Annotated in this window: 9 protein-coding genes and 2 pseudogenes; 8 read left to right on the top strand and 3 right to left on the bottom strand. The window is 44.0% G+C overall.

What is annotated here, in order from left to right; genetic code table 11:
• Window positions 1-661: 661 nt before the first annotated feature.
• From ACM0OP_RS15955 to ACM0OP_RS15940, 4 genes are all read left to right on the top strand, one after another.
• Entirely contained in the window at window positions 662-1,717 is a 1,056-nt protein-coding gene (locus ACM0OP_RS15955; protein WP_414529407.1) for a permease, read from the top strand.
• A 131-nt stretch (window positions 1,718-1,848) separates the two neighbouring features.
• Complete coding sequence (locus tag ACM0OP_RS15950) at window positions 1,849-2,616, top strand: TIGR03943 family putative permease subunit (protein WP_414529406.1); 768 nt, start codon at window positions 1,849-1,851, stop codon at window positions 2,614-2,616.
• Window positions 2,617-2,770: 154 nt separating this feature from the next.
• Window positions 2,771-4,264, top strand: a complete 1,494-nt coding sequence (locus tag ACM0OP_RS15945) for a hypothetical protein (RefSeq protein WP_414529405.1) — start codon at window positions 2,771-2,773, stop codon at window positions 4,262-4,264.
• 506 nt (window positions 4,265-4,770) lie between these two features.
• On the top strand, window positions 4,771-6,183 hold the full coding sequence (locus ACM0OP_RS15940) for a hypothetical protein (RefSeq protein WP_414529404.1): 1,413 nt from the start codon (window positions 4,771-4,773) through the stop codon (window positions 6,181-6,183).
• A gap of 81 nt (window positions 6,184-6,264) precedes the next feature.
• Here the strand turns inward: ACM0OP_RS15940 and ACM0OP_RS15935 are convergent, their stop codons facing one another.
• A complete protein-coding gene (locus ACM0OP_RS15935; RefSeq protein WP_414529403.1) occupies window positions 6,265-8,394 on the bottom strand; it encodes an NAD(P)/FAD-dependent oxidoreductase in 2,130 nt (709 codons plus the stop codon).
• A gap of 165 nt (window positions 8,395-8,559) precedes the next feature.
• On the opposite strand from ACM0OP_RS15935, the pseudogene ACM0OP_RS15930 reads away from it, so the two are divergent.
• A pseudogene (locus tag ACM0OP_RS15930) lies at window positions 8,560-8,836 on the top strand (hypothetical protein).
• Between the two features lie 113 nt (window positions 8,837-8,949).
• Here the strand turns inward: ACM0OP_RS15930 and cimA are convergent.
• On the bottom strand, window positions 8,950-10,569 hold the full coding sequence (gene cimA, locus ACM0OP_RS15925) for a citramalate synthase (protein WP_414529402.1): 1,620 nt from the start codon (window positions 10,567-10,569) through the stop codon (window positions 8,950-8,952).
• A gap of 75 nt (window positions 10,570-10,644) precedes the next feature.
• Between cimA and ACM0OP_RS15920 the strand changes: the two genes are divergently transcribed.
• The 3 genes from ACM0OP_RS15920 to thiO all read left to right on the top strand — a co-directional run bounded on the left by ACM0OP_RS15920 (window position 10,645) and on the right by thiO (window position 13,420).
• Entirely contained in the window at window positions 10,645-10,983 is a 339-nt protein-coding gene (locus tag ACM0OP_RS15920) for a 2Fe-2S iron-sulfur cluster-binding protein (protein WP_414529401.1), read from the top strand.
• Between the two features lie 23 nt (window positions 10,984-11,006).
• Window positions 11,007-11,375: a hypothetical protein gene (locus tag ACM0OP_RS15915; protein ID WP_414529400.1), complete on the top strand. Its 369-nt coding sequence runs from the start codon at window positions 11,007-11,009 to the stop codon at window positions 11,373-11,375.
• Window positions 11,376-11,479: 104 nt separating this feature from the next.
• Entirely contained in the window at window positions 11,480-13,420 is a 1,941-nt protein-coding gene (gene thiO / locus ACM0OP_RS15910; protein WP_414529399.1) for a glycine oxidase ThiO, read from the top strand.
• Window positions 13,421-13,506: 86 nt separating this feature from the next.
• Here the strand turns inward: thiO and ACM0OP_RS15905 are convergent.
• A pseudogene (locus ACM0OP_RS15905) lies at window positions 13,507-13,711 on the bottom strand (hypothetical protein); the annotation flags it as partial.

The raw sequence follows: 13,711 nt of genomic DNA, 5'->3' as shown, positions 1-13,711 counted from the left end.
ATTTAGGTGGGGAGTGGGGAGTGGGGAGTGGAGAAACAGCTTGTAAAAAATCTGGCAATTAATCAACAATCAGAGTTCTGATGTGAAAATTGATCTTTAGTCACAATATTGATGATATTTTTAGGTAAAAATACTCTTTTTGTTTTCTTGATCTATTACATACTAGGATAACTATTGTGAAATGTTGATGATATAAAGTCAACCACCCCCTATGTTGAATTTTGACAGAAATCACCAAAATTACAGATGACAAGAGGTTAGACAGACCTATCGATTAAGCGCTAGGATGATCCCCAAATGTTTAAACATTATGAACCCTGGATGAAATTTATGGCAAGATAACATCCTGACTCACTATTTACAAGTGAGTATAAACATTCATGAGTCCCAAATCATCCCGCCGGATGTATAGTTAGCGAAACTTGGAACAATCTGACAACGGCGATCATCTTCATATCAGTTACAGACAGTAAATGCACAGACTTAAACAGAACTATCTCCAACTCCCTAGAGGTGATACTCACTTAAAGGTAACTAGAAACAAAACCCTGATTTTTGGTTCAAATCAGTTTGAGTTACCCATAGATACTTTTGATCCCCATTCCGATAGAATGGCTAGGCATAACCTAAAAACTTTCAACCGCTTTTGACTGCGATACCCATGAATCAACTGAACAATGGTTTCACTATATTTCTGAGTTTGCTAGTCGAGGCGATGCCGTTTTTGCTGTTTGGGGTTTTATTTTCTAGTGTGCTGTTGATTTTTATTGATGAGCGCCAATTAGTCACTAGAATGCCGAAAAATCCCATATTAGGTGCTTTAGCAGGTAGTCTCATCGGCTTTATGTTTCCGGTGTGTGAGTGCGGTAATGTGCCGGTAGCACGGCGATTACTGATGCAGGGAGTACCCACACCGGTGGCGATTGGTTTTTTGTTAGCAGCACCAACTATTAACCCTATTGTAATTTGGGCAACTTGGCTAGCTTTTCGAGACCAGCCAGAAATAGTGGTTTTACGAGTGGTATTTTCTTTATCAATTGCTGTAATTATTGGGATTGTTTTTAGTTTTCAGAAAGATGTCACACCCCTTGTACAACCTGCGATCGCGCGTTATTTAAAATTTAACCCCCCCGCACAGCCAGAAATTAAACGCCGTGGTCAAGGTAGCGCCGCACCAGCAACAGGAAAAGTACCCAGTGTGTTGAAATCTGGGACTTATATTTTAGGAGGAAAACCAGGACTAACTCAGCGCTTAGATGCTGATTTATTACAGACGGTAACTCCAACAGCCAGCCCCAATAAATCTGTGAAAGATAAACTCCGCCTAGTTTTAGATAATGTCGTCCAGGAACTGCGAGAACTAGGAGGGGTGATGATTTTAGGGAGTGCGATCGCTGCTTCTGTACAAGTATTTGCTCCCCGTGAATTAATCCTCAGTTTAGGTGCGGGACACATTACTTCAATTGTGGTTATGCTGATTTTAGCCGCAGTTGTATCAGTCTGTTCCACAGTAGATTCATTTTTTGCCCTCTCCTTTGCTTCCGCTTTTAGTAGTGGTTCTCTGTTAGCATTTTTAGTATTTGGCCCAATGGTTGACATCAAAAGTGTGGGATTGATGCTGACTGTTTTTAATGGCAAAACTATATTTTACCTATTTGCTTTAGCCGCACAATTAACCTTTGTCTTCACCCTGTTCTTAAACTTGTATGTGCTTTAAACCAGTTAACAGTGATCACTAATTAAATTGGATGGAAGAGAATTGAAGGAATTTCCAAAAAATAAATTTCCCCATTTCATCAGACAATATTTCCTCTTTATCCCCCGGCACCCTTTCCTCTTGTTTGACCAATGGCTAAAAAAACCAAAATTTCGCTGCAAAATATCTTATTTCCTTGGCTGGATGCCTTAGCTGTCAGCAGTTGGGGAATTTTAATGCTGCAATATTGGCTATCAGGCAAATTGTACTTATTAATTCACCCCAATTTTTTCGGCTTGGTGATTGGTTGTGGTGTTGCTTTATTAATCATTGGCGCGTTAAAAATGCGGGAAGTGTGGCGGGAACGTCGCCGAGCCAAGACAACTGACCTCCAGCATATTAATTTATTTCCTCCTGGCTGGGGTAGTGCTTTATTATTAATAACTGCGATTTTGGGTTTAATGATTACACCCCGTGTTTTTGCTAGCGACACCGCCATCCAATTGGGTGTAACAGATTTACTCTCTACTGGACGAACTCAACCCCAATCTTTCCGTCCTTCGACTCGCCCTGAAGAACGCTCACTGGTGGATTGGGCGCGGACTTTAAACGTCTACCCAGAACCAGATTCTTATATAGGTCAAAAGGCTAAAGTTAAGGGATTTGTGATTCATCCCCCAGATATTGGAGAAGAATATATTTTCCTGGCGCGATTCGTAATTACTTGTTGTGCTGCTGATGCTTATCCTGTGGGATTACCAGTCAAACTTCCAGAAAATCAACAGCGCTATGCTCCTGATACTTGGCTAGAAATTGAGGGAACAATGATCACAGAAACTCTTGCAGGTAAACGCAACTTAACTATTGCAGCTACCTCTGTTAAAGAAGTTCCCCAACCCCGAAATCCTTATAGTTATTAATGAATCATAACTATAGGGAGTTCTGCACAATCTCAGGACAAGATAAAAAATATTTTTCCCACTCCCCACTCCCCACTCCCCACCTACGCAAATAGGTTGAAAAATCAAAGCAGATTACTATAACAACTGAAAACTCATCATTAATATTTGAACAATGGCTACATCTAAGACATTTATCCAACCATTAGATCGCGTGGCGATCGCACTGATGGTGCTACTGAGTCTGCTGATTGGATTCATGATACTTCAAGGTGATGTAGTAGCAGCTCGTGTCCGGGAATTTACTTGGCAAAATCAAAAAATTGGCGCAGATGATATCGCCTTTACACTCAATTTTAGTCGCCCAATGGACACCGAAAGTGTAGAGGAAAACTTAAAAATTGAGCCACCCTTAGCAGGTAAAATCAGTTGGGCAGGGCGGCGGATGGTTTATACATTGCTGACACCAGCACCCTATGGTACGAATTATGAAGTGCGGTTACAAGATGCCAGAGATCGCTTTGCCATTAGAGAAGGTAAAAATCAAATAATACAGCCCTTTACAGGTAACTTTAAATCACGCGATCGCGTGATCATGTACATAGGATCTGATAGCGAAAATTATGGTCAGTTAGTTCTTTACAACTTAACCGAAGAAACCAAAAATATTATTACCCCCAAAGACCTGATTGTCATGGACTTTAAGGCATTTCCAGACGGGGAAAAGATTTTATTTTCTGCTCGGACTTCCAATAACCAAGACCTACTTTCAGCTCAGTTATATACCGTCACCACAGGCATTTCTGCACATCCGGAAACAGCCGCAGAACCAGCCGGGAGAGTAGACCTAGTGTTAGATAATCAGGAATATCAAAACCTGAAATTTGATTTGTCACCAGATGGTAAAACCATAGTTGTGCAGCGAGGTAACAGAAAAAATCCCAGCGATTTTGGATTATGGTTCATGCCTACCACCAGCAATAATAGACAAAGACCCACTCCCCAGCGCCTACAAAGCGAACCAGGGGGAGATTTTATGATTACTCCCGATAGTCAAGCTGTAGCCGTTGCCCAAGGTCAAGGAGCGGCAATTTTACCACTCCAGGCTGATGCCACCACACCCCTTGATTTTCTCCCACAATTTGGACTAGTGCAGTCTTTTTCTAAAGATGGCTCCCAAGCAGCAATGGTGAAATTTAATACTGATTACACCAGAGATTTATTTTTAGTTACTAACCAAGGAACCCAGAAACCCCTGTTAAGCACCACTGGTTCCATTCTTAACTGCCAATTTGATCCCGCTTCACCTACCCTCTACTGCTTACTGACACAGCTAATATCGGATGAAGAATATATAGAACAGCCTTATTTAGTGGCAATTGACCTGAATACTGGCAACCAAAGACCACTGCTATTACTACCAATTGAACAGAGAAATGTACAAATGAGTTTAGCGCCCGATGGTTTAGGTTTGCTTTTTGATCAAGTCATGCCGCAAATAGATCCAGTACCTTTATCTGCTAATGTACTTAAAACTGAAGATGGAGAGGCGATCGCCACTAGCAGCCTGTGGTTAATGCCTTTATTACCCATCGACGACACGTCAAATACCGCCATCAAACCAGAGAAACTACCCTTAATCGGATTTCATCCCCGTTGGTTGCCCTAATTACAAGGGTGTGGGGTGTCGGGTGTGGGGTGTGGGGAATTAAGAAGATGTTGAACTCATGAACGTACTAAAATTCAATTTTCTTAAACACACTCAGTCGGCTTATATTCGTGCCATTCCCCCCTGCTCCCTGCTCCCTGCTCCCCTGCTTTTTTTGACACAAGGCTGGGGTAAATTAACACTACAAATCTTGACAAAAGTCAAGTAGGTTATACCCCTTTCTCGGCATCTGAAAAACAACCTGTATATTAGTGATATTTGCATCAACATCTGTCTTGCTTCTCAAGGTTGACGGGGGTTCAGCTCCTAATGTTATAAAGGCATCAGTTCTAAAATGCAAAAATTGTCACTGACTCCTGCCTGAAAGCAAGGGGCTTGTAGGAGAAAAGTTAATTACCTTTCAAATACAAGGACATGAATAATGACCCCCATCTCTCACGCCAGGGGCTGACTAGGCGCGGAGGTTCTGGTGATAAATAACTGACACCATAAACAACAGGGCTAAAATGGAATCCCTAAATTCTGATAATTCGCTACAACCGGAGCAGTCAAACTGTCCATTTTACTCAATCGCTCCTCCTGACAATATGGCAAACACACAAGCTCCTCTCCTCAAATCTGCTGCTGAATTACAGCCAGAAATAACAACTTCTGATTCCCCGGATCAAACCAATTCCGATTGGGTTGTTGAGCCAAATAAGGAACAACAAATACTTGTGGACACAGAATTTAAAGAGTTACTAGCATTAAATGAAGAATTGCGTGCAGATAACAATCAGCTGTATGAGGAAGTAGAGCATCTCAAAGATAACCTCGCTGAATCAGAAAAAGCTTTGCAGTGGCAGAAAAGACGTTCTAGTGTGGCTGAGTCAATGCTTAATCAACAAACTCAAGAATTGGCCGCAGCTCAAGAACAAATTAAATCTCTATTTCAAGAGTTAGAAGCATCTGTACAAACTGTGCAACGCCAAGAAAACTTTATTGAAACTTATAAAACACAACTACAAATTAGTCAGCAGCGTCTGGCGCAATTAGAGCGAGAATGTGCGCTAGTACAAACTAACTATAATGAACAATGTCAACAGGCATTGCAATCAGAAAATACTTGTCGAGAGCTACGTAGTCGGTTAATGCGACAGCAACGCCAGACTCTACAATTTAAAGCTGCTCTAGAAAAATGCCTAGATAGACCCGCTCCAGATGATTCTTTGGAGGATACAGTTAATCACCAAACCAGATTTTCCCGCAAGGCTCGGTCTTTATTTCCTAATGTCCAACCCATTAGACCTTGGTCAGGAGAATCAGAATCTGATGGCGGTGAAGTCGATTCTGCTTGGGGTCAATATTCCCCATCACCTGTATGTAATGCTGATCATTCTCAGCCAATACCATCATCTGTTGAGAATTTGCCAGTTGAGAAAGAAACACCCCCTGTGTCGGAACCAGTGGCGGAAGCAATGGAAAATTCAGCCCCATCTTTGGGTTCATCAAATTTAGATGCTCAATTGGATAGTCTGATTCAATTATTTTTTACAAATAACCCCGGGTCTACATCATCAATCCCTACAGAAACTGAAGCACCAATGAGTGAAATGGCAGAAACTATTTCAGAGGATGATCAGCAATTAGAAATCAGTACAGCAGAGGCAGATTCGCCACTGGTTACACCTACTGTTAATCAAATGAATGCTCATAACTCCCTGGGGGAACCTGTAGCGGAGGAAAATCCTCTTAGCTCTGATAACTCCAATTTAGATGAGTCTGATGTGATTGCAGAGCATTCTGAGGATTATCTTGATAATCATCAATCGCCTTCACCTGTGGTTTATCCTCACCGTCCGCCTCTAGGACGTAAGTCTTTGTCATCAGTAGAGCTACCTAATTTTCGGATCAATAATCAACAAAAAAGTCCTGATTAATGGTGGGTTGAGGATATGGGAACCCACCAATCCTGTTTAACTATCATTCAAGGGATTTTAAGTCCCCTAGTATAGCCTTGATCACTGTTGACTGTTGACAGATTTCAGCCTGTTCCCTGCTATCTCTGGATTAACTGCTGGGTGATTGCGGGATAGGGCTAGGGCTGATTTGTCTGTTTGCAGTTTACCAGCTGCGATCGCATAGTTAATCACCAAGAGCCGGAACCATAAGCCTGGATAGCGGGTTTCTAACCAAGGTTTACTCCGCAGTAAGAACCGTGGAAACCAGCCATTCAGTAAACCACTGACCAGGGAATGAACAGTGAAATTAAAATAATTACCCAACCACCGGACTAAATCTTTAAATCCAGCTAGTTGCCAAATCCATAACAGTAGGGCTGGGTTTGTGCGGGCGGCTTTTAGTGCTAGGCGGTTGAAAGTCCACCAATCACACCTGTCTTTAATGAAATTGTCTGCTACTTCTTGTGGTTCATCGGCTAATAATCCAAAGAAGGTATTCAGCATGGAGTTAATTCTTGGCGGTGGTAAAAATTCCCCCGTGGGAACCATCATTCCTTTAGAAAATAACCAAGTGACAGCCACATTACTTTGGTAGGCGCGAATTTTGTTTAAATAGCGGAAACTGAGTAAGTCGTGCTTGAGGGCTGTATCTAAAAGGGTGGTTAAACGGTCTAAGTTACGGATTAAGGAACCAAAGCCGGTGAATACTAGGGGAGATTGTAAAGAAGCCGCATCACCAATGGCAATTAATCGATCAAAGGCTATGGTGCGATCGCTACTTCCGACACTAAAATGTCCTGGTATATAGCCAAATGTCGGCTTTTTCCACACTAATTTATCTAAATCACAACGGCGATACTCTGGCAAAATCGAGAAAAAGTCCTCATACATCTCTAGTAAAGAACCGGGATTTACTCCATTGACTTCGTGGTAATGAAATAAATAAATTGTTAATTCCTCACCAGCACCGGGGAATAATTCCCAAATTAACTGCCTTCCCCTAGAAATATCTCCGTGACTAAATAGGACATCGCCATAATGGGAATCCCAAACCCCTGGCTCAAATCCCCCTTCAATTACTGCTCCCACAGTGGGGCATACACTGTCAAAAGCGCGACCACCATTTAATTGCCAAGCAATTGGGGATGCCGTTCCCATCGCATCAATTAACAGTCTGGCAGTCACACACTGCTGATTTTCACTGGGTAAATGCTTGACTGTAATCGCCACTTGTGTACCTGTGATATCAGCCCGGATAAACTCGGTTTCATCCCAAATTTCACCGCCGGCTTTTCGCAGTTTTTCGCCGCACATTCTCAATAATTTTTCTGAGTCCAAGGCAATATTTAAGACAGTGGGGGTGTGGAGAATAGGCGATCGCAATTTAGGGGGATTATTGCCATCAAAAAATTTATTGAATCCATCTTTGTATTCCCTTACAATCAGAGTCTCCAACTCAGCAGATGTCAGCAAACCAAGGTTAATGAGACTTTGTAATTCGTCACGAGAAATATTCCATTCTCGATTCATCCGTCCAAAAGGCAACCGTTCCACCAACAGGACTTTATAGCCTAATTGCGCCATCACAGCCGCATGAACCACCCCTAATGCGCCACCAATGTAAATCAGGTCATAAATGGGCGATGCAGAAGATGCTATACTGCTGGCTTCTTGACCTGGGGAAAAAACTACTTGGCGAGGCTGTTGAGGATTACGTACCCCTTCGCGCCATCTTTGCTCCCACCAGTAGGCACGATTCAGGTCATATTCCCCATTGGGCATTTTCTGAAAATATTTCACCGTTAAGGGGTAAGAGTTGGCTAATTCCTCAAAAATCGATTTTCGGGGATCAATGGCTGGTGGTTCAGGGTAATTGCAAGGAAATTCCCTTCTGATTTCATTAGTCAGACGTTGCAGAATTTCTGCTTCTCCAGCAACAGGCTGATCTCCCCAACGAAACACTTTGAGATAAGTAGTTCGCTGCACTGACCAGAGGAATACAGAAAGTTCACTTGGTAATTTTTCAGTAATCTTCCCTTGAGCATTTGTAGTCTTTGTAGAGATTTTCAGCCGAAAACCATCAGGGGTGAGTAACTTTTCCCCCATACCTGGTTCAAATTTAATTTGCAGCCAATCCAGTACATTTGCAGTATCCGGCGTGGGAACTTCTAGATAAAGTATTTCTTTCATGATTTTTCGCTGACATCTCCGATGAATTTATTCACTCAGACAGATTTTATAAAGGCATCAACTGAGCTAAACTCCGCCCTATTAGATCAATAAAAATTGAGTAAAGAATTTTTAATAGTTTGTCAAAGTTTATTGTTCATTTTGTATTTTTTTTTAGCCTACGCCATGAATTATCCCATCCCAGACAGCCCCCAGGAAATTTTTGCTCTGCGACAACAGCCAATTGATGAAGAACTAGTAGCCTCGGCGATCGCCGGAGTGATCAAATGATGAAGAACTAGTAGCCTCGGCGATCGCCGGAGTGATCAAACTGGTTCGCTCCCAGGGACAATCCTTAGAAGAATTAACCGCGCAACTATTAGCCGATGATCCCATGCTAAATCACCAGCAACGCCGTTGGCTGAGTCAATTAGTGACGCAATCCTGGGAACAGTTTTCATAAGTATTGGGGATTGGGGACTGGGTACTGGGGACTGGGTACTGGGGACTGGGTATTGAAAACTAAAAATCTCTCCCCCCTTGCCTCTTCCCCCCTGCACCCTGCACCCCTGCCTCTTACCTACTCCCTAATTGAGAATGTAAAAACAACCCATATTCCAAACCTTCCACCACTGCTTGATAAGAGGCTGCCAAAATATTGGGGGAAACTCCCACAGTTGTCCAGCGTTGATAACCGGTTCCTGATTCCACTAATACACGGGTTTTAGCTGCTGTACCTGTATGTCCATTGAGAATCCGGACTTTGTAATCGGTTAACTCAAAGGTGGCTAGTTGGGGATAAAAGTTGACCAAGGCTTTGCGTAGGGCGGCATCTAAGGCAGCAACGGGGCCGTTACCTTCTGCGGCCTCTAAAATATCTTTGCCATTCACCCCTATTTTGACTGTGGCTAGGGCATTGTTAATTTCTTTACCTTCCACTAAATCACAATGTACTTGGAAGCCTTTGACCTCAAAAAACTGTTGACGCTTACCCAAGGCTTCGTACATCAAGAGTGCAAAACTGGCTTCTGCGGCTTCAAATTGATATCCTTCACTTTCTAATTCTTTGAGACGTTCCAGAATTTGTCGGGCTGCTGGTTGGTCTTTATCTAGTTCAATGCCAAAAGTCCGGGCTTTGGCTAACACATTACTCAAGCCAGATTGTTCAGAAATGATGATGCGGCGATGATTACCTACTTGTTCTGGTTGAATGTGTTCGTAGGTGAGGGGATTTCGTTCTACTGCTGAGACATGGATACCGCCTTTATGGGCAAACGCTGAACGTCCGACAAAGGGCGCGTGTTCATCGGGGGCGAGGTTTACGACTTCGCTGACAAAAAGACTCGCTTCTGTAAGTTGATTTAGCTGGTGTTCGGCGATACAGCTATAACCCAGTTTTACTTGTAGATTGGGAATTAATGTACAAAGGTTAGCATTACCACAACGTTCACCGTAGCCGTTGATTGTGCCTTGTACCATTTTTGCGCCGGCGATAACTGCTGCTAGGGCATTGGCTACGGCTGTACCAGAATCATTATGAGTGTGGATGCCTATTTGGGGGATGGGTTCTGAAGTCACGATTAATGAAATATGATTAATCACTGATTCCACAATTTGACTGATTTCCTGGGGTAATGTCCCACCATTGGTATCACAGAGAACTAGCCATTCCGCACCTGCGGCGATCGCCACTTCTAAGGTTTGTAAAGCATAATCTCGATTATGTTTGTAGCCATCAAACCAGTGTTCAGCGTCATAAATCACCCGTCGCCCTTGAGAAACAAGATACTCGATGGTATCCCGAATCATGGCTAAATTTTCTGCTAAAGTCGTCTTTAGACCGGCTGTCACGTGTAAATCCCAAGATTTACCAAAAACTGTCACCCAACGTGTACCCGCATTCAAAATCGCTTGCAGCATGGCCTCAGTTGCAGCCGTAGTGTGGGGGCGGCGTGTGGAACAAAAGGCGACTATTTCCGCCTGTTTCAGAGGATGTTCTTGCAATTGCCAGAAAAACTCCACATCCTTGGGATTAGCACCAGGCCAACCACCCTCAATAAAGGGAACTCCCAGTTGGTCTAGTCGGCGGGCAATGCGTAACTTATCTTCTATAGAAACTGATAACCCTTCGCGCTGAGTGCCATCTCGTAGGGTGGTGTCATATAGCCAAAGTTGAGGTGAGGGGTGTATGGTCATAAAACTGAGACTTACGAGACAACAAGTAAGGCGATGTGCCAATATACAACAAAAAGCCAGTTTGGTAATTAAAGTATGCCCCAGGTACTAGCTCAGGGTAAGACAATTAAGTGCAATCGCGGTGCTAAGTTAGGTCGAATTTTGCAGGAAAATGGTATTGACCTCTACAATGGCGGTGCTAAGTTAATTAACTGTCGGGGAATTGGCAGTTGTGGTACTTGTGCAGTCAAGATAGAAGGTGAGGTGTCCGCCCCAAATTGGCGAGACAAGGCCAGATGTTCCCTTCCTCCCCATTCTCCTACAGCAGAACTGCGTTTAGCTTGTCAAACTCAGGTGCTAGGGGATATTAAGGTAACAAAGTTTGAGGGATTTTGGGGAGAGGGATCTCAAATAGTGTGGACACCTGAAGGTTAGGTTAAATAAGGAGAAAATATAAGATGGGTAGATGGACTCCAGTAATTCTCATGGCCGGAGGTTTGGCAATTTTAATGGGTACATTGTTGGGGATCAACTTTCCCATCGGTGGACAACAAGTTTCTCGTGATGATAGCCCTGAAGGGAGAACTTCTAGAGTATTGCCAGCTAATATTAATGTTAATAGCTCTTCCGGTAGCAGGGGTACAGGTAACAATACCGCTTCTGACGGTCGGGGTAGCGTAGCTCAGGAGAGTTTTTCTACTCCTAGTGATAGTAGCAGCGTGGCTCAAAATAATAATTCCTCTTCACCTGCTGATACTCCCAGAAGCACTGGCTTACAGTCTCAGACTACAAATCAGGATAGACAACCTATTCGGGCTTTGTGGTAAATCGGGATAGTCGCTAGTTAGGAGTCATGAAGTGGGAAGCCGTGATTTATGCGGGCTTTCTGCTTTGATTGTTATAGATATAGATATCTCATGATCAATGACTAATGACTAGTGATGTTTTAATTATTGGTGGCGGTGCGATTGGCTTGGCGATCGCCGTAGAATTAAAATTACGCGGGGCTAAGGTAACTGTACTCTGTCGTGATTTTCAGGCTGCTGCTAGCCACGCTGCCGCCGGAATGTTAGCACCAGATGCAGAACACATCCCCAATGCCGCCATGCTAGATTTATGCAGGCGATCGCGTGCTTTATATCCAGACTGGACAAGCAAACTGGAAGATTTGACTGGTTTAAATACTGGTTACTGGCCTTGTGGCATTTTAGCACCGCTAACTCAAGCACCAAAGCCCACAATAGATGCTTCCCCCTACTGGCTCAATCAAGCCGCAATTCATCAATATCAACCAGGATTAGGGGCAGAGGTAATTGGTGGTTGGTGGTATCCCGAAGACGGACAAGTTGATAATCGTGCCTTAGTCAATGCACTGCGGACAGCTGCCGAATCTCTCGGCGTAGAACTCCAAGAAGGCATCAAAGTAGAAGCATTTTTACAGCAGCAAGGCAAAGTAATTGGTGTCCAAACCAACACAGGTATTATTCGTGCTACTCAATATGTTGTAGCTACAGGTGCTTGGTCTAATGAATTATTACCATTACCTGTACGTCCTCGCAAGGGACAAATGCTGAGTGTGCGTGTGCCAGAATTTATCCCAGAATTACCCCTCACACGGGTTTTATTCGGAGATGAGATTTACATCGTACCCAGGCGCAACCGTTCAATTATCATTGGGGCTACTAGCGAAGATGTCGGCTTTACACCCCACAACACCCCCGGAGCGATCCAAACCTTACTCCAAAAAGCTATTAGCCTCTATCCCCAAATCCAAGATTATCCCATTCAACAATTTTGGTGGGGATTTCGTCCCGCCACACCCGATGAGTTACCCATTTTCGGCACTAGTCACTGTAAAAATTTAACTTTGGCTACAGGTCATTATCGCAATGGGATATTACTTGCGCCCATTACCGCCGCCTTAATTGCTGATTTGATTTGGGAGCAAAAATCTGACCCCATATTGTCTCATTTCCACTATTCGCGTTTTCATACTCAACCATCTACCTCTATGCTTACCCACTCTGCCAACTTTACTCAGGGAAATCTCACCACAAAAGAAGCTACCCATCCCGTCTCTATAGATTCACCACTGGTAATTGCTGGCAAAAGTTTTAGATCCCGCTTGATGACGGGAACGGGTAAATATCGCACCATTGAGGAAATGCAGCAAAGTGTTGTGGCTAGTGGTTGCGAAATTGTGACTGTAGCAGTCAGGAGAGTCCAAACTAAAGCCGCCGGACATGAGGGATTAGCAGAAGCCTTGGATTGGCAAAAAATCTGGATGTTGCCGAATACTGCTGGCTGTGCAACCGCAGAGGAGGCGATTCGGGTGGCGCGTTTGGGGCGAGAAATGGCGAAACTCTTGGGACAGGAAGATAATAATTTTGTCAAATTAGAAGTAATACCTGATCCTAAATATTTACTACCTGATCCCATTGGCACATTACAAGCTGCTGAACAGTTAGTTAAAGAAGGTTTTGCAGTTTTACCTTATATTAATGCTGACCCCATGTTAGCCAAGCGGCTAGAAGAGGTGGGTTGTGCGACAGTTATGCCTTTAGCGTCGCCTATTGGTTCGGGACAAGGGCTAAAAACTACAGCAAATATTCAAATCATCATTGAAAATGCCAGTATACCCGTGGTGGTAGATGCGGGAATTGGCGCACCCTCAGAAGCAGCCCAGGCAATGGAATTAGGTGCAGATGCTTTATTAATTAATAGTGCGATCGCGCTTTCTCAAAACCCCCCAGTCATGGCTGAAGCAATGAATTTAGCAGCAGTAGCTGGTCGTATGGCTTACTTGGCTGGCAGAATGCCTCTCAAAGCCTACGCTAGCGCTAGTTCGCCCCTGACTGGAACGATAAATTAGGGAGTGTGGGGGGAAGAGGCAGGGGTGCAGGGTGCAGGGTGCAGGGGAGAAGAGGCAGGGGTGCAGGGTGCGGGGGGGAGAGATTTTTAGTTTTCAATCACCAATACCCAGTCACCAATACCCAGTCCCCAGTCCCCAGTCCCCAGTCCCCAGTCCCCAATACCCAGTCCCCAATACCCAATACCCAGTCCCCAATCCCCAGTCCCCAATCCCCAATACCCAATCCCCAGTCCCCAGTCCCCAATCCCCAGTCCCCAGTCCCCAATCCCCAATCCCCAATCCCCAATCCCC

The sequence above is a fragment of the Nodularia chucula CCY0103 genome (assembly GCF_963923915.1).
In the GTDB taxonomy this organism is placed as follows: domain Bacteria; phylum Cyanobacteriota; class Cyanobacteriia; order Cyanobacteriales; family Nostocaceae; genus Nodularia; species Nodularia chucula.
Note: the sequence above shows the minus strand (reverse complement) of the source record. Positions and strands in the feature narration are given on the sequence as shown.